Origin of the sequence: Mycolicibacterium cosmeticum, from assembly GCF_000613185.1 — a bacterium.
Classification (GTDB): domain Bacteria; phylum Actinomycetota; class Actinomycetes; order Mycobacteriales; family Mycobacteriaceae; genus Mycobacterium; species Mycobacterium cosmeticum.
Genome location: NZ_CCBB010000003.1, coordinates 1,317,169 through 1,342,175, shown reverse-complemented (window position 1 = coordinate 1,342,175; position 25,007 = coordinate 1,317,169). Strand labels below are relative to the sequence as shown.

28 protein-coding genes are annotated in these 25,007 nt (G+C 65.9%); 10 read left to right on the top strand and 18 right to left on the bottom strand.

Features of this window, described 5'->3' with window-relative positions; translation table 11 throughout:
* Positions 1–66: 66 nt before the first annotated feature.
* Complete coding sequence (locus tag BN977_RS25635; RefSeq protein ID WP_036402505.1) at positions 67–1,623, top strand: PTS transporter subunit EIIC; 1,557 nt, start codon at positions 67–69, stop codon at positions 1,621–1,623.
* 6 nt (positions 1,624–1,629) lie between these two features.
* Here BN977_RS25635 and BN977_RS25630 read toward each other — a convergent pair whose 3' ends face one another.
* Positions 1,630–2,517, bottom strand: a complete 888-nt coding sequence (locus tag BN977_RS25630; RefSeq protein WP_036402502.1) for an LmeA family phospholipid-binding protein — start codon at positions 2,515–2,517, stop codon at positions 1,630–1,632.
* Between the two features lie 48 nt (positions 2,518–2,565).
* Between BN977_RS25630 and BN977_RS25625 the strand changes: the two genes are divergently transcribed.
* Positions 2,566–4,326: a sulfatase-like hydrolase/transferase gene (locus tag BN977_RS25625; protein WP_036402500.1), complete on the top strand. Its 1,761-nt coding sequence runs from the start codon at positions 2,566–2,568 to the stop codon at positions 4,324–4,326.
* 2 nt (positions 4,327–4,328) lie between these two features.
* Here the strand turns inward: BN977_RS25625 and BN977_RS25620 are convergent, their stop codons facing one another.
* Entirely contained in the window at positions 4,329–5,012 is a 684-nt protein-coding gene (locus BN977_RS25620; RefSeq protein ID WP_036402496.1) for a YceI family protein, read from the bottom strand.
* Between the two features lie 114 nt (positions 5,013–5,126).
* On the opposite strand from BN977_RS25620, the gene BN977_RS25615 reads away from it, so the two are divergent.
* Positions 5,127–6,734 (top strand): peptide chain release factor 3, encoded by a 1,608-nt coding sequence (locus tag BN977_RS25615; RefSeq protein WP_036402494.1) that lies wholly within the window; start codon positions 5,127–5,129, stop codon positions 6,732–6,734.
* A gap of 250 nt (positions 6,735–6,984) precedes the next feature.
* Here BN977_RS25615 and BN977_RS25610 read toward each other — a convergent pair whose 3' ends face one another.
* From BN977_RS25610 to BN977_RS25600, 3 genes are all read right to left on the bottom strand, one after another.
* Entirely contained in the window at positions 6,985–7,263 is a 279-nt protein-coding gene (locus BN977_RS25610; protein WP_051561900.1) for a hypothetical protein, read from the bottom strand.
* Between the two features lie 225 nt (positions 7,264–7,488).
* Positions 7,489–8,397, bottom strand: coding sequence for a haloalkane dehalogenase (locus tag BN977_RS25605; RefSeq protein ID WP_036402490.1), 909 nt, complete (start codon positions 8,395–8,397; stop codon positions 7,489–7,491).
* Positions 8,398–8,496: 99 nt separating this feature from the next.
* Positions 8,497–9,126: a TetR/AcrR family transcriptional regulator gene (locus BN977_RS25600; RefSeq protein ID WP_207384147.1), complete on the bottom strand. Its 630-nt coding sequence runs from the start codon at positions 9,124–9,126 to the stop codon at positions 8,497–8,499.
* 73 nt (positions 9,127–9,199) lie between these two features.
* Here BN977_RS25600 and BN977_RS25595 point away from each other — a divergent pair, with 73 nt between their 5' ends.
* A complete protein-coding gene (locus BN977_RS25595; protein WP_036402487.1) occupies positions 9,200–9,565 on the top strand; it encodes a DUF1330 domain-containing protein in 366 nt (121 codons plus the stop codon).
* Between the two features lie 166 nt (positions 9,566–9,731).
* On the top strand, positions 9,732–10,235 hold the full coding sequence (locus BN977_RS25590; protein ID WP_036402485.1) for a lipocalin-like domain-containing protein: 504 nt from the start codon (positions 9,732–9,734) through the stop codon (positions 10,233–10,235).
* Between the two features lie 117 nt (positions 10,236–10,352).
* Here the strand turns inward: BN977_RS25590 and BN977_RS25585 are convergent, their stop codons facing one another.
* Positions 10,353–10,760, bottom strand: coding sequence for a MerR family transcriptional regulator (locus BN977_RS25585; RefSeq protein WP_036402483.1), 408 nt, complete (start codon positions 10,758–10,760; stop codon positions 10,353–10,355).
* A gap of 56 nt (positions 10,761–10,816) precedes the next feature.
* On the opposite strand from BN977_RS25585, the gene BN977_RS25580 reads away from it, so the two are divergent.
* On the top strand, positions 10,817–11,554 hold the full coding sequence (locus BN977_RS25580; RefSeq protein WP_036402479.1) for an SDR family oxidoreductase: 738 nt from the start codon (positions 10,817–10,819) through the stop codon (positions 11,552–11,554).
* Between the two features lie 3 nt (positions 11,555–11,557).
* Here BN977_RS25580 and BN977_RS25575 read toward each other — a convergent pair whose 3' ends face one another.
* Positions 11,558–12,613, bottom strand: a complete 1,056-nt coding sequence (locus BN977_RS25575; RefSeq protein ID WP_036402476.1) for a DUF7159 family protein — start codon at positions 12,611–12,613, stop codon at positions 11,558–11,560.
* 221 nt (positions 12,614–12,834) lie between these two features.
* On the opposite strand from BN977_RS25575, the gene BN977_RS32710 reads away from it, so the two are divergent.
* The gene (locus tag BN977_RS32710; protein WP_024451325.1) at positions 12,835–13,155 is read left to right on the top strand and encodes a hypothetical protein; all 321 of its coding nucleotides are present in this window, start codon (positions 12,835–12,837) and stop codon (positions 13,153–13,155) included.
* A 25-nt stretch (positions 13,156–13,180) separates the two neighbouring features.
* On the opposite strand, the gene BN977_RS25570 is transcribed toward BN977_RS32710, so the two are convergent.
* The 10 genes from BN977_RS25570 to BN977_RS25530 form a co-directional block, all read right to left on the bottom strand.
* Complete coding sequence (locus BN977_RS25570; protein ID WP_084172675.1) at positions 13,181–14,038, bottom strand: NAD(P)-dependent oxidoreductase; 858 nt, start codon at positions 14,036–14,038, stop codon at positions 13,181–13,183.
* 31 nt (positions 14,039–14,069) lie between these two features.
* Positions 14,070–14,360, bottom strand: coding sequence for an ANTAR domain-containing protein (locus BN977_RS25565; protein WP_051562159.1), 291 nt, complete (start codon positions 14,358–14,360; stop codon positions 14,070–14,072).
* Positions 14,361–14,510: 150 nt separating this feature from the next.
* Positions 14,511–14,867, bottom strand: a complete 357-nt coding sequence (locus tag BN977_RS25560; RefSeq protein ID WP_036402470.1) for a hypothetical protein — start codon at positions 14,865–14,867, stop codon at positions 14,511–14,513.
* A 170-nt stretch (positions 14,868–15,037) separates the two neighbouring features.
* On the bottom strand, positions 15,038–15,682 hold the full coding sequence (locus BN977_RS25555) for a hypothetical protein (protein WP_036402467.1): 645 nt from the start codon (positions 15,680–15,682) through the stop codon (positions 15,038–15,040).
* 52 nt (positions 15,683–15,734) lie between these two features.
* A complete protein-coding gene (locus BN977_RS25550; RefSeq protein WP_131590214.1) occupies positions 15,735–16,181 on the bottom strand; it encodes a hypothetical protein in 447 nt (148 codons plus the stop codon).
* Positions 16,182–16,212: 31 nt separating this feature from the next.
* Entirely contained in the window at positions 16,213–17,490 is a 1,278-nt protein-coding gene (locus BN977_RS25545) for a hypothetical protein (protein ID WP_036402461.1), read from the bottom strand.
* On the bottom strand, positions 17,487–17,963 hold the full coding sequence (locus BN977_RS25540; RefSeq protein ID WP_036402458.1) for a hypothetical protein: 477 nt from the start codon (positions 17,961–17,963) through the stop codon (positions 17,487–17,489). Before BN977_RS25540 ends, BN977_RS25545 begins: the two co-directional genes overlap by 4 nt.
* A gap of 7 nt (positions 17,964–17,970) precedes the next feature.
* A complete protein-coding gene (locus BN977_RS32965; protein WP_191262493.1) occupies positions 17,971–18,939 on the bottom strand; it encodes an amidase domain-containing protein in 969 nt (322 codons plus the stop codon).
* A 230-nt stretch (positions 18,940–19,169) separates the two neighbouring features.
* The gene (locus BN977_RS32705) at positions 19,170–19,448 is read right to left on the bottom strand and encodes a hypothetical protein (RefSeq protein WP_131590212.1); all 279 of its coding nucleotides are present in this window, start codon (positions 19,446–19,448) and stop codon (positions 19,170–19,172) included.
* Between the two features lie 486 nt (positions 19,449–19,934).
* Positions 19,935–20,567, bottom strand: a complete 633-nt coding sequence (locus BN977_RS25530) for a DsbA family protein (protein ID WP_036402454.1) — start codon at positions 20,565–20,567, stop codon at positions 19,935–19,937.
* 103 nt (positions 20,568–20,670) lie between these two features.
* Between BN977_RS25530 and BN977_RS25525 the strand changes: the two genes are divergently transcribed.
* Complete coding sequence (locus tag BN977_RS25525; protein WP_051561898.1) at positions 20,671–21,000, top strand: hypothetical protein; 330 nt, start codon at positions 20,671–20,673, stop codon at positions 20,998–21,000.
* Positions 21,001–21,030: 30 nt separating this feature from the next.
* On the opposite strand, the gene BN977_RS25520 is transcribed toward BN977_RS25525, so the two are convergent.
* Positions 21,031–23,880, bottom strand: coding sequence for an MMPL/RND family transporter (locus tag BN977_RS25520; protein ID WP_036404414.1), 2,850 nt, complete (start codon positions 23,878–23,880; stop codon positions 21,031–21,033).
* A 184-nt stretch (positions 23,881–24,064) separates the two neighbouring features.
* Here BN977_RS25520 and BN977_RS25515 point away from each other — a divergent pair, with 184 nt between their 5' ends.
* Positions 24,065–24,580 carry a MarR family winged helix-turn-helix transcriptional regulator gene (locus tag BN977_RS25515; RefSeq protein WP_036402452.1) on the top strand — a complete coding sequence of 172 codons (516 nt, stop codon included), beginning with the start codon at positions 24,065–24,067 and terminating at the stop codon, positions 24,578–24,580.
* 27 nt (positions 24,581–24,607) lie between these two features.
* Positions 24,608–24,967, top strand: coding sequence for a nuclear transport factor 2 family protein (locus BN977_RS25510; RefSeq protein WP_036402449.1), 360 nt, complete (start codon positions 24,608–24,610; stop codon positions 24,965–24,967).
* Positions 24,968–25,007 lie beyond the last annotated feature (40 nt).

Here is a 25,007-nt window from a genome sequence, read left to right as displayed (position 1 = left end):
TACCAACCCTACGAGGATGGCCCAACCGAGTCTTGCCTTCGCCGGTTCTCGTCTAAGCTGCGCCGAATGAGCCAGTCGACGAAACCCGGTACCAGCAGGCGGGTTCCAGGATTTGCGCAATTGCAGCGGCTCGGCAAGAGCCTCATGCTGCCCATCGCGGTGCTGCCCGCGGCAGGCATTCTGCTGCGGCTGGGACAACCCGACCTGCTGGGGCGCATCGACGCCCCGGTGATCGGCGCGTTCTTCAAGGCGATGAGCGCCGCCGGCGATGCGGTGTTCGCGAATCTGCCGCTGCTGTTCGCCGTCGGTGTTGCCATCGGGTTCGCCCGCAAAGCCGATGGTTCCACGGCGCTGGCCGCCGTGGTGGGCTATCTGGTGGTCGCGGCGGTGTTCAAAACCATGTCGCCGATCGTGCTGGCCGGCGAGCTGGACAAATCCGGCGAACAGGCGCAGATCAACTACAGCGTCTTCGCCGGGATCGTGGTGGGCTTGGTCACGGCCTGGCTGTTCGACCGCTACCACACCATCCAATTACCTTCGTATCTCGGCTTTTTCGGTGGGCGCCGATTCGTCCCGATCGTGGTGTCGCTGGCGTCGTTGTTCATCGGTTTCGGCCTGAGTTACTTCTATCCACTGTTCGACGCGGGGCTGACCGGGCTGGGCAAGTTCATCGGTGGCGCCGGCGCGTTCGGTGCGTTCGTGTACGGCTTCGCCAACCGCATGCTGATCCCGCTGGGCCTGCACCACATCCCGAACTCGTATGTGTGGTTCCTCTACGGCGACTACCAGACACCGGATGGCAACACCGTGACCGGCGAGCTGACCCGGTTCGCCGCCGGCGACCCGAGTGCGGGCATCCTCACCTCCGGGTTCTACCCGATCCTGATGTTCGGGTTGCCGGCCGCGGCACTGGCGATGATCCACGTCGCCAACAAGAAACAGCGCAAGGTGGCCGTCGGCATCCTGTCCGCCGCGGCGCTGACGGCCTTCCTCACCGGCGTGACGGAACCGCTGGAGTTCGCGTTCATGTTCGTGGCGTTCCCGCTGTACGTCGTGCACGCCGTGTTGACCGGCCTGTCGCTGGCCATCGCCTACCTGCTCGACATCCATCTGGGTTTCTCGTTCTCGGCCGGGTTGATCGACCTGCTGCTCTACGGGACCGCCCCGGCGGCCAAGAACATCCCACTGCTCATCGGCATGGGCGTGGTGTTCTTCTTCGTCTACTACCTGCTGTTCCGGTTCGCCATCACGCGGTGGAACATGCGCACGCCGGGCCGCGAACCGGAGGCCGAGTTCGAGGCCGAGGAGCAGGCCAACCTCGGTGAGGGTGCCGAATCGGCGACCGCCGTCGTGACGGACGCGGGGGGTGACGCTCGCCCTGATGCTCGGCCCGATTCGAAAGCCGAGCAGGTGATCGCCGCCTTCGGCGGCCGGGAGAACCTGGTGAACGTCGACGCCTGCATCACCCGGCTGCGGATGGAGGTGGCCGACCCGGCCAAGGTCGATCAGGCGCGGCTGAAAAGCCTTGGTGCGGCAGGGGTCATCGAGGTGGGTAACGGTGTGCAGGCGGTGTTCGGCACCGAGGCCGAGGCGTTGAAGAACGACATCCTCGGCATCCTCTAGCCGGTCCTACAGGTCGGCGAAACAGGGATTGCTCTGCCCGGACGGGATGGTCGCGTTGCGGCTGGAGAACGTGCCGACCACCCCCGTGCTCGTCACCTTCACACTGTCGGCCTTGATGCCCAGCGGGTAGTTGTCGTTGAGCTTGGTGGTCAACTCGTCGAGGGCCGACTGCACGGTGTCCTTGGCGAACGGGCCGGTGACGTCGGTGACGTTCAGGTTGAGCTTGCCGTCGGCAACCACCGGCTGCGCGGTGACGGTGGTGCCGCCGGCGGCTTCCAGGATCAGCGTTCCGGCGCCCGCATCGGTACGAACCGCCGTCACCAGGCTGCCGACCACCGGGAGGTTCTCGGCCACGGTCTCCTTGATGCCCGCCGACGTCCAGGACAGCGTCGCGTCGAGTGCGCCGATGGTGCCCTTGGAATCGTCGGCGTCCTTGAGCGTGATATCGCTGAGCGTGACGTCGGCGGTCATGCCCTTGGCCTCCTGCACCCGGTTGCCGGCGGTGGCCACCGAGATGTTGGTGTAGTCGCCGGACAGGTATTGCCACAGGAACGGCGGGTTCACCGAGAAGGACACGTCGGCACCGTCCTGCACCAGGCAGTCGGTGATGTCGGACAGCACGTCGGCCGCCTTGTACCGGGCGTACAGTTCGGCGCCGGCCAGGCTGCCGACCAGCACGGCGATCACGATGACGGCGACCAGGACGATGGTCTGCGTGTTGCGTTTCTTCGCCGGGGGCGGCGTGCTGGGCCGGGCGAATTTCTCGGTCGCGGGTTCCGGGGCGCGCAGCCGTTCGGTGGGCGGGTCGGGCCGCGGAATCCGCTGCGTCGGCCCCTCCGGGCGGGGCTGACGAGGGATCCGTCGGGTCGCCGCGTCGGGCGGCGGTGTCGACATCCGGCAATTCTCCCCCACCAGGCTGGGCGCACGGTGTGAGATGCACAGATGAGCACCGGCCGACCCGACATCGTGATCCTGATGACCGACGAGGAACGCGCCGCGCCGCCGTACGAGACCGAAGCGTTGCGGCAGTGGCGGCACCGCACGCTGGCCGGGTGGCGCTGGTTCGACGAGCACGGGGTGCGGTTCACCCGGCACTACACCGGGTCGCTGGCCTGTGTGCCGAGCCGGCCCACCCTGTTCACCGGGCAGTACCCGGATCTGCACGGGGTCACCCAGACCGACGGCATCGGCAAGCGGTACGACGACTCGCGGCTGCGCTGGCTGCGTCGCGGTGAGGTGCCGACGTTGGGCAACTGGTTTCGCGCCGCCGGCTATGACACCCATTACGACGGCAAATGGCATATCTCGCATGCCGACCTGACCGACCCGAAAACCGGAAAACCCTTGGCCACCAACGACGATGCCGGCGTCGTCGACCCCGCGGCGGTCCAGCGCTACCTGGACGCCGATCCGCTGGGACCGTACGGCTTTTCCGGTTGGGTGGGCCCGGAACCGCACGGGGCGGGCCTGGCGAACAGCGGTTTTCGGCGGGACCCGCTGTTCGCCGACCGGATCGTGGCCTGGCTGGACGACCGGTACGCCCGTCGCCGCGCCGGTGACGCGGCGGCGCTGAAGCCGTTCCTGCTGGTGGCGAGTTTCGTCAATCCGCATGACATCGTGCTGTTTCCGGCGTGGGCACGCCGGTCACCGGTGCGGCCGTCACCGCTGGATCCGCCGCCGGTGCCGCCCGCCCCGACGGCCGAGGAGGATCTGCGGTCCAAGCCGGCCGCGCAGGCCGCGTTCCGGGAGGCCTACTACTCCGGGTACGGGCCGGCCGGGGCCATCGAGCGGACCTATCGGCGTCAGGCGCAGCAGTACCGCGATCTGTACTACCGGCTGCACGCCGAGGTGGACGGCCCGCTGGACCGGGTGCGCCGTGCGGTCACCGAGGGCTCGGCCGATGCGGTGCTGGTGCGCACCTCGGATCACGGTGACCTGCTGGGCGCCCACGGCGGGCTGCACCAGAAGTGGTTCAACCTGTACGACGAGGCCACCCGGGTGCCGTTCGTGGTCGCGCGTATCGGTGCGGGTGCGACGGCGGCGCGCACCGTCGAGGCGCCGACATCGCATGTGGACCTGGTGCCGACGCTGCTGGGCGCGGCCGGTGTCGATGTGCCCGCCGTCGCGGAGGTATTGGCCGAGACGTTCAGCGAGGTGCATCCGCTGCCCGGGTGCGACCTGGTGCCCGTGGTGGACGGCGGCCGCGCCGACGATGACCGGTCGGTGTACCTGTTGACCCGCGACAACGTACTGGAGGGCGATACCGGGGCGTCGGCGGCCGCGCGGGCGATCGGCGCGCTGGCCAATCCCCCTGCGCCGCTGCGGATTCGAGTGCCCACCCACGTGGCGGGAAATTTCGAGGGCCTGGTCCGCCGGTATGACGGGCGGTTGTGGAAGCTGGTGCGCACGTTCGACGATCCGGGCACCTGGACCGAGCCCGGGGTGCGACAGCTGGCATACAGCGGACGCGGCGGCGAGCGGTACCGCAGCGATGTGCTCGACGATCAGTGGGAGCTCTACGACCTGACCGATGATCCGATCGAGGCCGTCAACCGCTGGGAGGACCCGGCGTTGGACGAGGTGCGACGCTTCCTGCGCACGCAACTCAAAGAGGTGCGCGCGGCGGCAGTACCCGAACGGCACAATCCGTGGCCGTACGCGCAGCGACACAAGGCGGCCAAGCGGGGTTGGCTGCGGTTCTAGCGTCAGCCCTTGGCGAGATGCACCAGGAACTCGATGGTCGCGACCGGCTGCACCGCCAGCAGTGACGCGAACGGCTTCGGCGGGGACACGTTGTAGTCGTAGAAGCGGACCGGGATGGCTCCGGCAACGTCGACCCGGTCCCCGTTGCGGGCGATGGTGGTGTGCGCGGACGCCGGGCGGCTGACACCGTGCAGGGTCAGGTGGATGGGCACCTCGACCTCGACCGCACGTCCGTCGTCGGGAACAGAGGTGAGGTCGACGGGTGCGCTGACGGTGACCTGAGCGGTGGGATACGTCGCGGTGTCCATCACGTCGGGGCCGCGGAATCGGTCGTCGCGGCCGTGGTGCGCCGACGCGATGGAGGCCACGTCGACCGTGAATTCGGCCCACACCAACCGGGATTCGGTCACCTCGGCGTGACCGGTGACATCGGAGGTGCGGCCGTTGACGTCCACCGTCTGCCACAGCAGCTTCTGCTCGGCGCGGTAGCCGGCCTGCGAGCCGGGCTGCACGGTCCAGGAGCCGTTGACGTCGGTGCCGGCGGGCCGGGCGCCGGGCGGCAGCGCCAAGGTGGGTTCGGGGGCGCCTTCGACATAGTTCCGGAAGGCCCACGGCGCCGCCGCCACCGCGGCGATCACCAACACGATCAGCAAACCCAGCAGAATCCGCCAACGCCGTTTCTTCACGTCAGTATGGTGACAGAACGCGCCGTCGTTGTGCACCGATCCGGTGATTCAGCTAACCGCGTGGGGCCGCCCGATTATTGATTCGCTTGCTGGGCAAATACCATCGAGGGCGATATGACCGAGAACGCCCTGGACACCCGTACCGCCGGCCGCGTCGCCGCCGAGGCGGCCCGTCGCCGCACCTTTGCCGTCATCAGCCACCCCGACGCGGGTAAGTCGACGCTGACCGAGGCCCTGGCGCTGCACGCCCGGGTGATCACCGAAGCCGGGGCGATCCACGGCAAGGCGGGGCGCCGGTCCACCGTGTCGGACTGGATGGAGATGGAGAAGGCGCGCGGTATCTCCATCACCTCGACGGCGCTGCAGTTCCCGTATCGCGATTGCGTGATCAACCTGCTGGATACGCCGGGTCACGCGGACTTCTCGGAGGACACCTACCGGGTGTTGACGGCCGTGGACGCCGCGGTGATGCTGATCGACGCGGCGAAAGGTCTTGAGCCGCAGACGCTGAAGCTGTTCCAGGTGTGTAAGCACCGCGGCATCCCGATCATCACGGTGATCAATAAGTGGGACCGGCCCGGCCGGCATGCCCTGGAGTTGATGGACGAGATCCACGAGCGCATCGGGCTGCGCACCACTCCCCTGACGTGGCCGGTCGGCATCGCCGGTGATTTCAAGGGGGTGATGGACCGCCGGGCGAACAAGTTCATCCGGTTCACCCGTACCGCCGGTGGCGCGACCGCGGCACCGGAGGAGCACATCGCGGCCGCCGATGCGCACGACGCGGCCGGGGATGACTGGGATACCGCGGTGGAGGAGTCCGAGCTGCTGTCCGCGGACGGCTCGGATTACGACCGCGAGACGTTCCTCGGTGGCGAGTCCTCGCCGGTGTTGTTCACCTCGGCGGCGCTGAACTTCGGGGTGAACCAGCTGCTGGACGTTCTGGTCGAGTTGGCGCCCCCGCCCAGTGGCGCGGTGGATGTGGACGGTGTGCGCCGGCCGGTGGATGCGCCGTTCAGCGCGTTCGTGTTCAAGGTGCAGGCCGGGATGGACTCGTCGCATCGCGACCGGATCGCCTACGCGCGGGTGTGTTCGGGCTCGTTCGAGCGGGGTGAGGTGCTGACCCACGCCGGGACCGGCAAGCCGTTCGTCACCAAGTACGCGCAGTCGGTGTTCGGCCAGCAGCGTTCCACGCTGGAGAACGCGTGGCCGGGTGATGTGATCGGGTTGGCCAACGCTCAGGCGCTGCGGCCGGGGGACACGCTGTATGTCGATGTGCCGGTGCAGTATCCGCCGATTCCGAGCTTCTCTCCGGAGTTCTTCTCGGTGGCCCGCGGTAAGGACCCCAGTAAGCACAAGCAGTTCCGCAAGGGTATAGAGCAGCTGGAGCAGGAGGGCGTGGTGCAGGTGCTGCGTTCCGACCGCCGCGGCGAGCAGGCGCCCGTGCTGGCCGCCGTCGGGCCGATGCAGTTCGAGGTCGCCACCCACCGGATGGCCACCGAGATCGGCGCACCGATCACCTTGGAGCCCTTGCCTTATCAGGTGGCTCGGGTGCTGGATCCCGCGGATCTGGAGTTCATGAGCAAGCAGGTGTCCTCGGAGGTGTTGACCCGGACCGACGGCGTGCTGCTGGTGCTGTTCTCCACCAAGTGGCGGTTGGAAGGCTTCCAGCGGGACAACCCGTCGGTGAAGCTGCGCTCGCTGGTGGCGGCCGAGGGGTAGGCCGGGTCTGTGGCTCGGGACGCTGCAGCCGCACCGGCCTCACCGGCTACCGCAAGGGGCAGGTATTCGTGTTCAGAAAGCGATATCGCATGTGATATCGCTTTCTGGAATTGGTGCGCGACTCGACGCGTGAACGCGTTCATCAGATCGGCCCCGGACAGACTGATGTCGAGTGCGTCCACAGCACAAGCGCCCGCGTTCTGCCGCCCGCCGGACGGCGAGCGGCAGAACAGGGAGCAGGTCTGAGGGGTCACCAGCACGGGATCGGGTGGAACAGATTCCACAGCGGACCGCCGCAGCGCATGTGGAAATCAGCCGGCGGAGCCCAACCACCCGGGTTGTTCCAGTCCACGGGCGGTTCCCAACCCTCCGGTGGCCGCCAGCCCGGCGCCGGGTATCCGTCGTTCCAGCCGACCCACTCGGGGTGATGCCAGTCCGCGGGTCCGGGTCCTCGGTTCCAGCCGGGACCGTGCGGTTCGCGCGGCCCCCAGTACGGGTCGGCGTTGGCGACACCGGCGCCGACGCCCATCGCGAGCGCTCCAGTAATCCCTACTGCAGAAACGACTTTCGCAAATCTCATGTCGGAGGGTTCCTTTCAGACTCGACGCCGTCGAGGGACGTCTGAAAGTTAGTCTCGCTACCGACCTTAAGGACAAGCTATGTGCCCGGTCAGGGTTCGGTGCAAGTGTGCCCTGCGATCACGAAAAGGCCACTGCCACCTGGCAAATCGCTGAACCCATGCTGGCCCCGGCGGTCACGTTGTGCGTTCGATGAAGCCCACCACGACCGCGGCGAGCTCGGCGCCCTTGTCTTCCTGCAGGAAGTGTCCGGCATCGTTGATGGTGACGGGTTCGTGGTCGCGAGCGCCGGGAACGTGCGCTGCGAGCACCCGATCACCGCCGCGGGTTATCGGGTCGGAGTCGGAGAACGCGCACAGGAAGGGCTTCTCGAAGCGCCCCAACGATTCCCAGGCCGCCCGGTTGGCCGGGGTGGCGGGGTCGTCCGGGCTGGTCGGCACCAGCGTGGGGAACTGGCGGGCGCCTTCCTTGAACGACTCGTCAGGAAACGGTGCGTTGTAGGCGGCGATGACGTCCTCGGACAAGGCGGAGGTGCAGCCGCCGTTGACGATGGCGCCGGCATCGAACACCGGCGTCTGCTGGCTGAACTGCTGCCAGGCCAGGAACGCCTTACCCGGCGGTCGATCGCCGGTCGGCAGGAACGTATTGGCGGCCACCACGCGGCTGAACCGATCGGGCTCTTCCCCGACGAGACGCAGCCCGATCAGCCCGCCCCAGTCCTGACACACCAGGGTGATATCGGCGAGGCCGATCCCGTCGATGGCGGCCCGCACCCAGTCCACGTGCGCCTGGTACGTGTAATCGGTACGCCGTGATGGCTTGTCGCTGCGACCGAAGCCCACCAGGTCGATGGCGACGGCGCGTAGCCCGGCATCCACCAGGACCGGCACCATGTGCCGGTAGAGATAACACCAGCTGGGCTCGCCGTGCAGCAGCAGAACGACCGGCCCGTCGGGCGAGCCTTCGTCGACGTAGTGCATGCGTACCGGGGTGTCGTCGGCACCGGTGACCTCGACGTAGTGCGGCTCGAAGTCGTAGCCCGGCAGATCGGTGAAGCGGTCGTCTGGGGTACGCAGGATCTCCACGGGCCGAAGGTACAACGCCTACTACTGTCCCGGTAGCGACTTGCCGGACATCGTCATCGGCCTGGTCCTTCCCAATGCGACCGACATGCCATGTCGGCATCAGCGCTGTGATGGGATACGGCCGAGACCATGCTCGACCAATCGGACCACCTCGGCGGTGAGTTCGGAGGCCGGAACATCCCGAGCGGAGGCAAAGGCCAGCATCGCGGTGCCGCGCAGCTGGCCGATGATTGCCAGCGCGGCCACCTCCGGATGTACGTCACCGCGAATCGAACCATCGAGCACGCCCTCCCTGATCTGTTGTGCCAGCGCACCCTGGAACCACGCGTCGCGTTCCGCGAACAACGGCGCCAAAGAAGGCTCCATGCCCGCCGATTCGGCCCATAGCAGTAGAAAGGCCTCGGAGCGGGGCGAGCGCTCTCGCATTCCCCCCAGGTATGCCTGCACGAACTGCAGTAGCCGACCCAGTCCGGTGGGCGCGTCAGCGGGTGCCTCGAACTGCGCGACGTGCTCGATCAGCGCTTTCAGCAAGCCGACCTTGGTGCCGAAGTGATGGTTGACGATGCCGCGGCTGTAACCGGCGGCCTCGCCGACCGCTGCGAGTGACACTGCGCGAACTCCCTGCGTCGCGACCAGGCCCGTTGCCGCATCGAGAACACGTTGCCGGGTGGTGGCACGTCGTTGCGCCTGCGTGCGCCGCACATGCATCGCTTCAGCCATGCCGGCCATGTTTCCACCTCTCGGTACATCCATATCGCTGCTAGAGTTGCGTGTTGTATAGCAAGTAAGTAGGGAGCCGTTCATGACAACACTCGAGCCGGCAACGCTGGAGCGCTTCGTCGCCGCCGACCCCGACGGTCCGGTGGTGATGTTGAATCTCCTGCGCTTCGTCCCCGGCGGCGCTGACAAGTACATGCAGTACATACAGCAGTTCAACAGCACCGGCGTCGGAGAACGCTACGGCGTCACGATCGTCTACGCGGGCGTCGGCGATCCCCCGGTGGTCACCACCGGCGGACCGGACTGGGACATGGTGGTCGTGGTGAGCTATCCGAGCCGAAAACACTTCGTCCAGATGATCAACGACCCGGACTACCGGCGATTCGAGAATCTGCGCACGGAAGCTCTGGCTGCCACGATTTTGCAGCCGACACGACCGATGCAGTAATCACCGCGTCCGCGAAGTCTCCGAGCGCCCTACGCTGCTGACGGAAGACGTTGGGGGCCAGCGTGATCGGCTGATTGCTCACGGTCCGACTTCTGTTGAGTGATCGGACGGTGGAACGCATCTTGTCACCAACGGCACGACCGAAAGCCCGGGAAGCAGAACCTCCATGATCGCGCGCTGCGCCGCCCTCGCGGTGTGGTCGGCAATCATGTTGTCGAGCTGCTCAGTTCCCTCCGCACCGCCGAATCAAGTGGTCGGAACGTGGCGAATGGTCTCGGCGTCGATCGAGCGAGATGGGAACTCCGTTCCGGCGTACGGCGACCGGCCGAGCGGATTACTCACGTTCACTCCGGAAATGCACTACGTCGAGGTCCTCACCGACTCCACGGTGGCCCCTTTCGCTTCCAACGCGCGAGGCGAAGGCACCGATGCCGAGAATCGGGCCGCCATGGCGGGCAGCATCGGTATGTTCGGCACGTATACCGTCGACGAGAACGGCGAATTCAGTGGCAACCGAGTGGAAGGCGCGACGTTCCCCAATTGGGTTGGAAACGTGCGAACGACAAAGGAGCTGCGCATCACTGTCGACGGTGATCGCATGACCGAACACTTCACCCGCCCCGACGGCACGTCCATCGAGATCATCTTCGAACGCGTGACGAATGGCTAGGGTCGCTACCCACGAAATCCTGTGCCGGCCAACCCGTCGAAGTCTGATGATGTCGACCATCGCGTGTTTCGAGGAAAGCGACCGGCACGGTCTTGCTGGCTGCCCAAGGTCTGATTGCTACGACGCGGCCGTCGGATCCCACAGGCCTTCGGCGTCGCCGTCGCGCAGCTTTGTTTCGTAGATCTGGGTCTTCCACGTGATGATGTCGCGCGCCTGCTCCAACGCCTGCATCTGGGCGTCGACCCGGGCGCGATGCGCATCGAGCAGGGCCAGGCGTTCGGACTCGTTGCCCGGCCCCTTGCGCACCAAGGCGGCGAATCGTTTCAGGTCGGCGAGTGGCATCTGCGATTCGCGCAGCCGCGTGCAGATGCGTAGCCAGTCGACGTTCGTCTGGCTGTACCGGCGCCGTCCGCTCGTGGTGCGTTCCACCGGCTCGATGAGCAGACCTTCACGCTCGTAGAACCGCAATGCGTGCACGCTGAGCCCGATCGCCTCGGCGACCTCGCCGATGGTGTAGCCGGTCATCCGTCTCACCTCCAGCACTTGACCTAGAGTCAACTCTAGGTCGTAGCGTCGGCGACATGACACCTCGATTCCACGGAAAGCGCATCGTGATCACCGGCGCGACCAGCGGCATCGGTTTGGCCGGCGCCCGCCGCCTGGCCGACGAGGGCGCCGATCTGCTGCTCACCGGCACCAACCCGGCACGAATCGCTCAAGCGCAGAGTGAAATCGGTTCCGCGACCGTCATTCTCAACGACGCTTCCACGCCGGAGGCCGGAAGCGCGCTCGCGCAAGCCAACGCCGGCCGCGGCATCGACGGACTGTGGCTCAACGCCGGGTACGCCGATATCGCCCCTATCGCCGACACCGACGCCGAGCTCTTCGACGCCATGATGGCAACCAATGTCCGCGGTCCCCTGCTGCAATTGGGCGCCGTGTCCGACCACTTGGCCGAGGGAGCCTCCGTAGTGGTCACGTCGTCAACCTCTACCTACGAGGGCGCACCGCGCACCGCGGTCTACGCCGCCACCAAGGCGGCCCTGATCGCCGCGGCACGGAGTTGGGCCGCCGAGTTGGCGCCGCGCGGCATCCGGGTCAACACGCTGGTGCCGGGCGCGATCAGCACGGACTTTCGCAGCTTCATGGACGACACGACCCGTTCGACGTTCGAGGCCGGCGTGGTCAGCCGGGTTCCGCTGGGCAGGGTCGGCAGCGCCGACGAGGCCGCGGCGGTGGCGCTGTTCCTGCTCTCCGACGACGCGAGCTATGTGACCGCCAGCCAATACCCCGTGGATGGCGGACTGACGCACCGCTGAGTGTCAGCGGAACCGGCCGATGATCGGGATCTTGTCCAAGATCCGGTCACGCAGCCGCGGCTGGGGCGGCGGGGCCGCCGGCGGAACATAGACCGGCGGGGCCGGTGACACGTTGGCCGGCGCGGCGGGCTCGGGTGCGGGCGGCGCGGCGGGTGCGGGTGCCGACGCCGGTGGAGGTGCTTGCGGAGCAGGCACATTCATCAACGCAAACGGTTTGCGTGCCAGCGCGCGGACGGTCTCGACATTCGGCGGTGGCGGTGCCGGACGGGCGATCGGCGCCGACGCGGCGACGGGCTCGGTCGTGCGCTCGCTGCGCTCCGGCAACCCTTGTGATCCGATGACGACCGACACCGCCACCACGAACGCCACGCTTGCGACGCCCAACGCCGAGGCCAGCAGCCGTACCGGTGTGAACCGCGGCGCGCGCGGCTGCGCCTGAGGCAGGCTCGCGGCATAGGCCGAGGCCAGCGCGGCGCCCCGGGTCAGCGCGAAGTCGGCCTCGGTGGCGGTGACCACCGGCCGGTCCGTCTCCTGCTGCAGGGCCTCAACGAGCTCGTCGGCATCCTCGGAGCCCAGGACGAACACGACGTCGGGGCTGGGGCGGGCGCTGCGCACCACGGCGCACACCCGGTCGATCAGGGTCGCGGCGTCCATCCGCTCGATCTGTTCGACCGCCACGCTGAATCCGTCCACCGTCGCGACCATCGCGGAGTCCGGCTCGACGATGCAGACGACCAGGAAGTCGTGGCCCGTCATCTCGGCAATGCCGCGCGCCAGCGCTTCGGTGGCCTCGACCTCGCGGACGGCGACCACGCGCGCTCCCCCGCCGTAGACGTCGAGGGCCTCACGAACCTTGATCGCGGCCGACTCGGCGTCGGGTGTCCAGGTCAGTCCGACGGCGTGCAGGTCTTCGTCGGCGGGCAGGGTGGCCAGGTAGTCCTCGACGTCGGCGGCGTCGAGCACGATGCGGTCGAGGTGCTCGCCCTGGCCGGTGGCACCGTCAACCAGCTCACCGCGAACATCCCTCGTCGTCACCGAAAGGCCCAGTACGAGGCTCATGGAGTTCCCCCTGATCCATCGACTCTCGGGTCGAGGTTACCCATTTGTGACCCTGGGCTCAGCGCAGGCCCGGCAAGAGCGTTGGTGAGCGCCGCGAGGCCGTCGAAAAGCAGGGCGGTTCGGCATTTGGCCAGCTATTTTTGGGATCGGTAGCCGAGCGGGTCGGGTCAGCTTGTCTCAACGACGCCACACTGTGTGGTGCGGCACAAGGAAGGACCCACATGACCACTCACCAGATGCGTACCCGTGTCCTCGCAGGCGCCGTGATCGCCGGTGGCCTCGCTCTCACCGGCGTTGCGTTGACGCCCGGCACCGCCGAAGCCAGGTGCAACGCGCTGAGCATGTGCAGCCAGGTGTGGTGCCCCGGACAGCCACTGCCTGTCGGAGGCTCGGGTATGGAACCGAACGTCAAGTGGGACATGAACGTCTGCCACACCTGGTACTACGGTTTCGCCGGTCACACCGGTTCGACCGACGGGCAGGTAGAGGTGGGATGGCGGATCATGGAGGGCGAGCCGTCGCCCGTTCCCGGCCTTTATTGAGCTACACGCGGGATCGACGTACCGGTCAGAACCCGAAGTAGACCGCGGCCATGTCCTCGTCGCCGTGACCGGCCTCGCTCGCGGCGTCGAAGGCCGCCCGAACCCCATCGACCAAGACGGTCGACAGTCCCGAAGCGACTATCGCGTCGCGGATCAATCCGGTGTCCTTGCGGACGCCGTCGACGCTGAATTGTGGTGCAAAGGAGGAGTCGAGGATTGCTTTGCCCTTGGCCTGCAGGTATGGCGAACCCGCGGCGGATCCGTCGAATGCGTCCAAGATCAGCTGTTGGTCGACGCCAAGGCTCTTCGCCAAAGCGAACGACTGCCCGATGGCCGCGGCCAGCGTGGCAATCCACGCGTTACACGCCAGCTTGAGCCGCGAACCGTTTCCCGGCTCGTCGCCCGCCCACACCGTCTTGGTTCCCATGGCGTCGAACGCCGGCTGCACCCGCTGGAGCAAGCTGCGATCGCCAGAGGCCAGCATCACCAGCTTTCCCTGCTCCGCGGGCGCTTTGGTGCCCAACACCGGGCAGTCCAGGAAGGCGACACCGTGTTCAGCGGCGACGGCCGCCGCCTGGGCCGCGCCCTCGATGCCTACGGTCGCGCATTGGACGAAGACGGCGTCATCCGCCATCGCAGGCAGCACGCTCGTCATCACGTCCAGCGTTGCCGCCGCATCGAACAGGATGGCAACGACGACGTCTGCGCCCGTGACGGCCGCCGCGGGATCGGAGGCCACCTCTGCACCCGCGTCGGCCAATCGCTGAGCCCGCTCCGGCGTGCGGTTCCACACCACGACGTCGATACCCTCGCGCAGCAGGGACTGCGCCATGCCCGCGCCCATGGCGCCCGTACCAAGAACCGCAACTCGCATGGCGATCATTGTGCCCGTAGGCGTCCGGGCCGTGCGCGACCTATGCGGCGGCCGCCTCGGCGTTGCCGAGCAACGCGCCCCATTCCTCTTGCGCGGCAACGTGGGCCGGGCCGGGCGTGCCCTCCACCGGGCGGCAGGAGGCCAGGTCGACCAGCGCCAGCGCGATCGTCGACAGCGGAACACCGTGGCGGCGTGCGGCGGTCCGGAGTTCATCGGCGGCGGCCTGCGGGGTGTAGCGACGAAGTGCCAACAGGACGCCCTCGGCGGCGGCGAGCAGTCGCTGCTCGTCCGATCCGACCACTGCACCCGACCTGGCAACTTGGGCAATCATCCGTCCGCACTCCTTCACGTTCTCAACGATGAGCCGGACCATGTTCCTGTAGCGGAGTATCAGTTCCGGCGGCACCGTAATACCCCGTTTGCCTGGGGTTTAATCGCCGGTGGCGGTGATGACGTGTGGGCTCCGGCACATCCCATGGCATCAGCCGTAGTAATCCAGCAGGGGCAGCGTCAGGATCGCCATACCCGGTGCTACCAGCAACAGCAGCAGAATGCCGACGGCGCGCACAACGTGGCCACCGCCCCGGATGACGGCGCCAATCGCGCCTAGCACGCCGCCGATGAGTAACCCGGTCGCCAGGCGTACATCAGTGGAAACCTGCGCGGTACGGGTACCGCCGTCGAAGTCGGCGGCGAATTCCGGGCTGCCCCAGACCGTCAGCGTAAGCACCGCAGCCACGGCGAGGCAGAGGGCTGAACAGCAACACAGCATCAGGCCGAGAACGGCTGGGCGGGAGCTCGATTCGCGAGCGGTGTAGGCGGCGACCTCGGCGGGCATACCGCCACCCTGCGGCGTAGGGCATCGTCCGCGCATCCGTATAACTACTCACGTGGTGTGTCCGGATCGACTTGTCAGCCGACGCGATGCCACACATTCGACCGACGACGTCAGGCACGACCTGAGGCATTCGAACTGCCGCCGTCCGGGCTCCGCCGTCAAAGAAGTGCCTAACTCGCCCAATCCTCATCGTCATCCCACCTCTTCGCCTCCGCGACCATTCGCTCTCGAAACGCCGGCTCCGCCTCCTCAATGGCTGAGAGCGCACGGTCGGTGAATTCCGAAGGAATCCCACTGAGCGCGTGTGCAATCGGGATGAAGACCCGGAGCAAGGCGGGTGCGTCGACTAGAACACCGGTGGTCCAGCAATCGTCGAACGAAAGGAAGTCCAGCGCACGCCGTACGCGGTACTCGCTCCAGCGCAAGGGATCCCCGGTCCCTCCGTCAACGATCTCACCCAGGAGATGCTCATACTCATCACGCGGCGCAAATCGTGCACCCTGCGGAGACGTGAAGAAGGCATCGAACACCGCCGATACGGTGCGATAGTCGTCGCGCGGGGACTTCCGCTGCTGGCCGCCTGTCGGCAGCTTTGTGAGCAACCAGCGGAGCACCGCCGGGAACCCCAGCCTCGAATCGTCATAGCGCGGGATGATCACGTTCTCCAACGCTTGCTCTATCCAGGCACGCGCGTCGGCGAGGTCCATCTCGACGACCGGAGCACCCTGGTCTCTGGCGTTGGCCACCGCACAATCGAACGACTCCTGTGTGGCTCCGAGGTCGCTGACGTCGGAGAATGCCAGGTGGTCAATCATGACGGCGACAGTCTCTTGATGATCAGCGATCCGAACATCAAGCAGCAGTTGGTCACGGTCGCCGAGCGCGTGCCCGATTCGAGCAGCGCGATCCACTCGCGTGCGCGGGAGGCCCCTGATCCAGGCCCGGCAACTGGCCGCCCCGGAACTCAACCTGCAGGCGGCATCGCCGCTGCAATGCCGGTTTGTCAACCAACAGTTCGGCGAGCAGCGCCAGAACCATGGTGTGCTCGATATCCGGCGTAACGGCGACGTTGTCGATGAGGATCGAGAGGTTCATCGGTGTGGACTCACCCAGTCTGAAGCGGGAAAAGACCTCGGGCGTTCCCTTTTCCACCGCGATTCCCATCGCTTGCAGTAACGCCAGTGGACCGTCTGCAAGTATCTTGCGCACGACGTCAGCCAGAGTCGGCTGCAGCACTTGTCGCTCACGCCTGACCTGGCGCCGCGCATCGCGGCGAGCCTGCTTGGCTTGGCGCCGCCTTCTTCCGTCGTTCATAGCGCGGACGCTACGCCCGGCGTCCGACATCTCAGTTCGCGTGTTGGATGGCGGCGACGACCTGGCCAACTTGCACATTCAAGGGCTTGACGGCCGCCGACCAGTCCGGTGGTCCGCCGGTCGCGTCCACCGCCATTTCGGTGTGGACCAACAGCCCGGCCACCCGCACAGTACGCGCCAGACGAGCAGTCGCACCACAGGAGGGATGGCCGGCATGCCCGCCGCCGAACTCGACAAGATCGAACCGTCGATACCCGATGACCTGCTCATCCTCGACTGTCTGCGCTACTCGCACAAACTGAGGTTTCACCCCGCCATCCGCACAGATCGGAGGAACGTCAGAGGGCCTCGATTCGCACTGTGAAATCCAGTCCCGCATGCGAGCCAGGGAATCGACACCCGGATGCTCTCGGTAGACGACGGTCACGGGTGTATCGCTGTCATTGTCGGAGTGCGTTCCGCTGTACTTGACCAGCGCATCGAGGTCGGCGGGCTGATCACTGCTCGACACCCCGGCGTAGCTGCTGGCCCGTAAGGGATCGTCGTGGCACACGTCGTCGGGCGGACCAATCAGCCGCGGCTCGCCCGGTTTCGTGTCGTAGGCGATGTCCACCCTGCCCCAGGCTTGCCCCGGAAACACGAACAGCTTCGATAGTTCGGCCGGCGTCCGCTGCGCGACAGGTGCGACCGCGCTTGGTGTCGCACCGCGGAGAAAGCTGCGCGCCAACAATCCGAGTTGGACCTCGAACCGGAACCCGTCGCGCCAGTCACTTTGTGCCCATGCCTCGAAGGTGACTCCGTTCGACGACGCGGCCACGATCTTCACGGCAGGCGGGCCGGCACGGCGCACACCGGGGCCGGTGAGTGTGAGCAACGAAGCCCCCAACGGCATTCGGGGGTTCAGGGTTTCCAGTTCACCGCCAGGACAACGCTGGGTCCAGTCGGACAGTTCCGCAGCGACATTCTCGTCGTCTCGGGCCGGACGCAGTCGGACGAAGAACGTCGGCCAGTCGGCGTGCCCCGGCACAGCTGCCTCGTACTCACCCTGAACACCAACGGCGGACAGGTCGCCCACTTCGGGATAGTGCCCGCAATCCGCCCACCGGTCATCATCTTTGAAGAAGCCCCGTTCGGCAGGCACGCGGTAAGTCAAACTCGTGAGCTCGGGTACATCCGTCAGCCGCGGCAAGCTGTCCAGGAACGGCACAATCGGCGTGGCCGGTTCCGGTCCGCCCGACGGGGCGCACCCTCCGACCGCTACGACCATGACGATCGCCACGCACTGTGCGAGCCGGCCCAACTGATTCACCTGAAGTAGTAGGGCTGCCAGTAGCCCATATCGGCGATCGCCAGCACACCGATATCCCGACCGCGCGACGCCTGGCCCGGACATCTTTCCTCGACTGTCGCATCGAAGCGGTAGGTCGACTGCGCCGGAGCCAGCCCAGGGAGCTGTTGGTCTTCCTGCTGACCGCGATCCGTCACCGATCGAAGTTCGTAGCTGCATCCCGCCCTGGGCAACACAGCATCGATCGACTCTCGCTGTTCATCAGATAGCAGCCCGTTCAGTCGCAGAACCGGAACCTGCTCGGCGTCATGCGTGTTCAAGCCTGTGACAAGTCGTTGCGCCCAATCGCGTTGCTTGTCTGTCCCGTAATCGCCGATTTTCAGCCCGTCACCGTCCGACGGCAGCGTCAGCAGCCACACCGCACCGGCCACCACCGCGACAGCAGCGGCTGCGGAGATCCATACCAGGCGTCGGTGCCTGCCGTACCAAACCATCAGTGCCTCACTCCCCCGGGTATCTGAGATGAACAAATTCGACCTGGGCAGGCGCGTGGGTGTACTCCGCGGAGTCCGGCATCCAGTCACCGTGCAACTTCACTCCGCCCGAATGCTGATTTATCACGTCGGTGGGCACACCGTTGATGACCTGTTGACCTGCGTATACCGCGACGTGGTTGATGCCGCCGTCGGCGTCCTTGTAGTAAATCAAGTCTCCTGGAAGCAACCCAGCTTTTGACGGCGCCAGCGGATCGAGACCATTACGACTGGGAGTAGGGACAACACCGACGATGTCGCCCCGGCCTGAGTGCTGGGTGACGAAGTTGTGGTTCTCCTTCGCCAGTGTCCAGGTCTTCGATGACGTGTTGCCCGGAAACACCGCTCCTTCGTTCTGGTAATACCAGTCATCGCTGTCGCCGCGGCGCCAGTCGTCGATCCCGTTGCCCACGTCGCCAAATCCGCCCGCGCGCATTACTTGTGATGCAAAGTTCGTGCAATCCAGGTCACCACCGCCGAGTGATTCATAGTCCGGATTGAAACCCTCGGCCCACTTCTCTGAATACTCAACCGCCCGTCGGCGATTCTCCGATAGTGGCGGTCCACCAGCCGTTTCTGGACCGAGCGGCAGCTCATCGTCGACAAGCTGCACTTGGTTGTCGGTGGCCTCCTGTTCGCCTTCAAACCTGATACCCGCAAGCTCTTCGGCCTTGGACTGCAACTGACGTCCGACCAATGCATCGGTCTGGGCGAGTTGTTCCGCGCGCCAGCGAATGTACTCGGCATGCTCTGCGGCGGCGACAGCGCGCGAAGTCGCAGTTTGCACGTCGACCGGGCGCGCATCGGTGACCGACAAATCCTCACCGACTCGGAAGCCGTCGGCCTCAGCGTCCTGGATCGCTTCCACCGCCTGACGTTGCGCATTCCGAATGTCTGCGCCGCCCTGGGCGGCAATGTTTGCGGCTTCGCGTTGCACTTCCCCCTGTCTGCGTACGACCGCAAGATCTGCCGTCGCGCGGCCCAACGCTGCGTCTTTGGCACTACCCACCCAAGTCGGAGTGGCAACGTTCTGGCGGTGCTGATCGAACGCGGACTCAGCCGCGGCGGCTGCTTCTTCCCACCGCGAAGCGGCGGACTCGAGGTCCGCTGTATCCCAGGCCACTACTTCAGAACGGGTGGGCAGAGCCGCGTGTGTCGCTGCCGGGCTCACATCTTCTCGTCGAGCGCATAGGCATTGTCGTCATCGGCGGCGGCGTACCGGGTACTCGCCGACGAAAGATCGGCCGCTTGTCCGGCGATCCGATCGGCTTGCCGCGTCCGCACTGCGCCACTCGCCACATCTAGAGCCGCTATCCCGAGGTCACTCCGACGAGAGGACGTTATCTGCGGCGCAGCGCCACCACGTGCGAGTGTTGCGGCGATTTCAGTGCTCGCCGACGACACGGACCGCACGCCACCGATATCAACTTCCAGATTGCTCCCCATGGCCCCCACCTAGCAGCATCAGAATCTGCAGGATATCGCACACAGGAAAGGTCAAGGCACACCATCGCTCCTACTGATATGTCGACGAGCTGTTCGCACTCTCCAAAAGTCGATATTCGTGCTGGGTGAACGTTGCCCGGCAGCGGCGGCATCGAGGCGCACGCGTGCTACTTGCGATCACCACCTGTGCCCAGCCCCCTTCCGGCCAGATGTGTGAACCTGGTGAACGACATCGCATCGTGGGTCGGCGGCTGAATCAGATCTTGCGCGCGCCCTACAGATCCTTGCGATGACATTCGACGTCGTCCGTGACAGTTCTGGCCCCCGGCCAGGCGATCATGGCGCCGCCATGCCGACCAACGCCACCAGTGCAACGCTTCTCACATATTCTTGCTGGTTTGCAGTACCGACACAGCGACGCCCGGAAAGACCGACAACTCAGCTGTCGCTCGTTTGTCGCTCGGAGCCGGGCACTAGACACCCCCCTCACCCCGGCAACCGCGCCAACCAGTCCGACTCGCCGTCCAGCGGTTCACCGTCGAGAACCACCGTCGGCACCCCGGGCTCGGGGAACGTGTGCAACACCGCAAGGTTGGACGCGGCAATGGCATGCGGGTCGTAACCCAAGAACACGCCGAGCCGAATCAAGTCGACCGCCGAGCCAGGCGCCCCCGCCGCGGCAGCTAGATCTGCCAGCTCGTCATTCGACAGATCGCTCGCCCCACCCTCGTGCGGTTGGTGCTCTGCGGAGAAGATCTGTTGCACGAACCGCCATGTCACATCGCTCGACCCGGACTGGCCGGCCACCACGAATGCCGCGTAGATGGCCCGCGCGTCGTAAGTGCCACTGGCCGAGTACTTCTCGAGGAAGTTCACAAACCGCAGGTTCACCCGCAGCGACCCGTCTTCGATGCGCTTGCCGATCTCCAAGCCTTGCGCGCGGATCATCTTCCCGCTGTACGGGCAGAGCGGGTCCACGTACAGATCGATCTGCCCCAGCGCGTTGGGATCACCGATCGACACGACGTCCCCCGAAGGCGCCGCCACCGACGCCGATGCCACCCCGGGGAACAGCATCAGCAACGTCAGGACCAGACCGGCGAGAACACGAAGCTTCATACCCCCATCATGCAGGCGCCACGAACCCCGACAGTTCCCCGTGTGGCTTCTGTGACTCAGCCGTACAATCCTGACGACTAATTCAAGAACGAGGAGCCGCCCCATGCATGACCTGACCAAGCGCGCGCTAGCCGCCGCCTTCGCCCTGGCCGCCCTCGGCACCCCGGCCGCCCTGGTCACCATCAACCCCGCCATCGCCCAAGCGGCCTGCAACAGCGGTGAAGAAGAAGACCAGTTCACCACCCAGTGCACGCCGTTCCTGGTGCCGAACTCCCCCGACTCCGAGGGCTTCACCACCACCGCCGCCAACCCGGACATCCCCGAGATCGACGGCATTCCGTGCACCGGCGCCGACAGTGGGGCCTGCATCGGCCTGTCCGAGGATCAGATCCCGCAGGTCACCCCGCACGTCACCATCAGCTCCAGCCCGTAGCGAGCATGGCCGGGGCCGAACGGCCCCGGCCTACCGAGCTGCGGCCGGCTCGATCCCGGCCGCCGCCAGCCGTCGGTCCGAATGCGCCGGCCGCACCACTTGCGGCCACCAGAACCACTTGCCCAGCAACGCCGCCACCGCCGGCGTCATGAACGAGCGCACCACCAGCGTGTCGAACAGCAAGCCCAGCGCGATCGTCGTCCCCACCTGGGCCATCACCTTCAGATCGCTGAATGCGAACGAGGCCATGGTCGCCGCGAACACCAGGCCAGCCGACGTGACCACCGAACCGGTGCCGGCCATCGCGCGGATGATCCCGGTCTTCAGTCCGCCGTGCAGTTCCTCCTTGAACCGAGAGACCAGCAGCAGGTTGTAGTCCGACCCCACGGCCAGCAGCAGGATCACCGCCATCGGCAGCACCATCCAGTGCAGTTCCAGCCCGAGGATGTGCTGCCACAACAGGACTGACATACCGAAGGAGGCACCGAGTGACAGAAGCACGGTGCCGACGATCACGGCCGCGGCTACCAGGCTGCGGGTGATGAGCAGCATGATGATGAAAATCAATGACGCAGCGGCGATTCCGGCGATCATCAGATCATATTGCGCACCGTCGTGCATGTCCTTGTAGGTGGCCGCCGTCCCCGCCAGGAAGATCTTGGAGCCCTCCAGCGGCGTGCCCTTGATCGCTTCCCGGGCGGCCTGTTTGATCGGGTCCACATGCGAAATACCCTCGGGTGTCGCCGGATCGCCGTCGTGGCTGATGATGAAGCGCACCGACTTGCCGTCGGGTGAGATGAAGTTGCCCATGCCGCGCTTGAAGTCCTTGTTATTGAAGGCTTCCGGTGGCAGATAGAAGGTGTCGTCGTTCAGCGACTTGTCGAACGCCTCCCCCATCGCGGTGGAATTGTCCTGCATCGCCGAGCCTTGATCCTGCATACCCTTCTGGGTCTGGTACATGGTCTGCATGTTGGTCTTCATGCTTTCCATGACCTCGATGTTCGTCGGCCACAACGCCACCATCTGCGGCATCAGTGTGTCGAGGTGCTGGAGGTCGGGCAGCAACTGCTGAATGTCGTCGGTCATGGTGTCGATCCCGTCGAGCGTGTCGAACACCGCCCGGATCGACCAGCACGCCGGGATGTCGTAGCAGTGCGGTTCCCAGTAGAAGTAGTTGCGGATGGGCCGCAGGAAGTCGTCGAAATCGGCGATGTGGTCCCGCAATTCGGCGATGTCGACCGTCATGTTGGTGGTCTTGAGCACCATGGAGTGGGTGGTGTCGGCCATCTGCTGGGTGACCGATTGCATCCTCTGCATGGTGTCGATGTTGGTTTGGATGTCGTCGATCTGCGTGAGCATCCGCGCGTACATGTCCTGGTTGTACTTCTCGTTCATCTTCTGCGTGGCGCCCTGTTGGCTCAGCATGAACGGAATGGTGGTGTGCTCGATCGGTTTTCCGTTGGGCCGGGTGATGGTCTGCACCCGCCCGATACCCGGCACCGCGAGCACCGCCTTGGCGATCTTGTTGATCACCAAGAAGTCGGCCGGGTTGCGCAGATCGTGGTCACTCTCGACCATCAGTAGGTCCGGGTTCATCCGGGCTGCGCTGAAATGCCGCTCGGCGGCTTGGTATCCGATGTTGGCATTGATCTCGGGCGGCAGGTACTTGCGCGCGTCGTAATTGGTCTTGTACCCCGGCAAGGTCACCAAACCGATGAGCGCGAGCGCCAACGTCGCCACCAGCACCGGGCCCGGCCAGCGCACCACGGTGACGCCGACCCGGCGCCAGCCGCGGGACCGGATGGCGCGCTTGGGTTCGAAGCGCCCGAACCGGCTGCCGATGGTGATGACCGCCGGCCCCAGCGTCAGCGCCGCGATGACCGCGACGAAGGTGCCGATGGCGCACGGCACCCCCATGGTCTGGAAGTACGGCAGTTTGGTGAACGACAGGCACAGCATCGCCCCGGCGATGGTCAGCCCCGAGCCGAGCACGACGTGCGCGGTACCGCCGAACATGGTGTAGTACGCGGTTTCCCGGTCCTCGCCGGCGCCGCGTGCCTCCTGGTAGCGGCCGATTGCGAAGATCGCGTAGTCGGTTCCGGCCGCGATGACCATGAGCGTCAGCAGGTTCACCGCGAACGTGGACAACCCGATGATGTTGTTGTAGGCCAGGAAGGCGACCACGCCGCGGGCGGCGCCCAGTTCCATGAACACCATGACCAACGTCAGCAGCACGGTGACAATCGACCGGTAGACGATCAGCAGCATCACGGCGATCACGCCGATGGTGATCGCGGTGACCAGGGCGATGCTCTTGTCGCCGGCGTGGTGCTGATCCGAAATCAGGGGCGCGCCACCGGTGACGAACACCTGCAGGCCCGGCGGTGGTGGGTCCTTCGCGATGATGTCGCGCACCGCGGCCACCGAGTCGTTGGCCAGTGTCTCGCCCTGGTTGCCTTTCAGGTACAGCTGCACGTAGGCGGCCTTGCCGTCCTCGCTCTGGGCGCCCGCCGCGGTCAGCGGGTCACCCCAGAAATCCGCGACGTGCTCGACGTGGGCCGGATCGGCGCGGAACCGTTCGATCAAGCCGTCGTAGTAGTGGTGGGCTTCGGCGCCCAGCGGCTGGTCGCTCTCCAGCACGATCATGGCGTTGCTGTCGGAGTCGAACTCCTTGAAGTCCGCGCCGATGCGCTTCATCGAGATCATCGCCGGTGCGTCCTGTGAGCTCAGCCCGACGGTGTGCGCCTCACCCACTTCCTCCAGGGGTGGGACGAGCACGTTGGTGGCGACATTGAGCAGCACCCAGCCGATGACCAGTGGCACCGACAGCACCCGGATGAGGTGTGCGATCCTGGATCGCCCGGCAACCGTAGCGGTCATCGACAGCACCCTCCCGATCAGGCCCGCATCGCCCATCGTGAGCTCGTCGGCGTTACAACTGCGCTATCGCGCGTAATATACGTAGCTTGGCAAACTGATGGTGTCAACCGCATCGTCCCAGTTGCGGGTCGTTCGTCAACCCATGTCGGTTTCCAACCGGATATCGGCCCGTCATACTCACACGATGGCGGCAAGAAAAGTGCGGGACACATCACCGAAACGCGGGTGGCTGAGCCCCAAGCAGCAGCGGGCCTGGATCGCGTACATGCGCGTCCAGTTGCGGATGAACTACGAGATAAACCGTCAACTGCAAGCCGACTCGGGACTGTCGCTGGCGGAGTACGACGTCCTGGTGGCCCTCAGCGGCGCCAAGGACGACGGCATGCGCGTCAGCGACCTGGCCGCGCAGATCGGCTGGGAACGCAGCCGGCTCTCACATCAACTGCGCCGCATGGACGAACGCGGCCTCACCGAACGCAAGGCCAGCACCGATGACGGCCGGACCACCAACGTCGTGCTCACCCCGAGCGGTCGACAGGCGATCATCGAGGCCGCGCCCGGGCACGTCGACCTGGTGCGCAGCCTGTTCTTCGACCCACTACCCGAGAACCTACTCGGCCCGTTCACCGCAGCACTGGAACACATCCACGTGAACCTCAATCACAACAGCTCGCTGCCGCCAGCCCCCGGCTATGATTAGGTGATAAATCACCTACAAGGAGTGTTTATGAGCAACATCATCACCGACTTGATGGAAGCCAACCTGCTGGCCGTGTTCAACGAACGCGACCCGCAACGTCGCGCCACCGCCATCGCGCAGACCTACGCGACCGACGTTCAGTGGATCGACGACGAGGGCATCGCCACCGGTCACGACGAGCTCAACGCCAAGGCAGCTGAGCTGCAGGAGAAGCTGGCCGGACTGCATTTCGTGAAAGCCGGACCGGTGCGCCAGACCCGGGGCCTTGGCTACCTCGCGTGGGAGGTACGCACGCCCGACGACGCCGCGGTGGCCTCCGGCTTCGACGTCGCCGAGATCGCCGACGGCCGGATTGCGAGACTGTGGACCATCCTGACGCCGGAATAGGTGATGTGTCACCTATGTTGTAACGGGCGAACTCATCAAA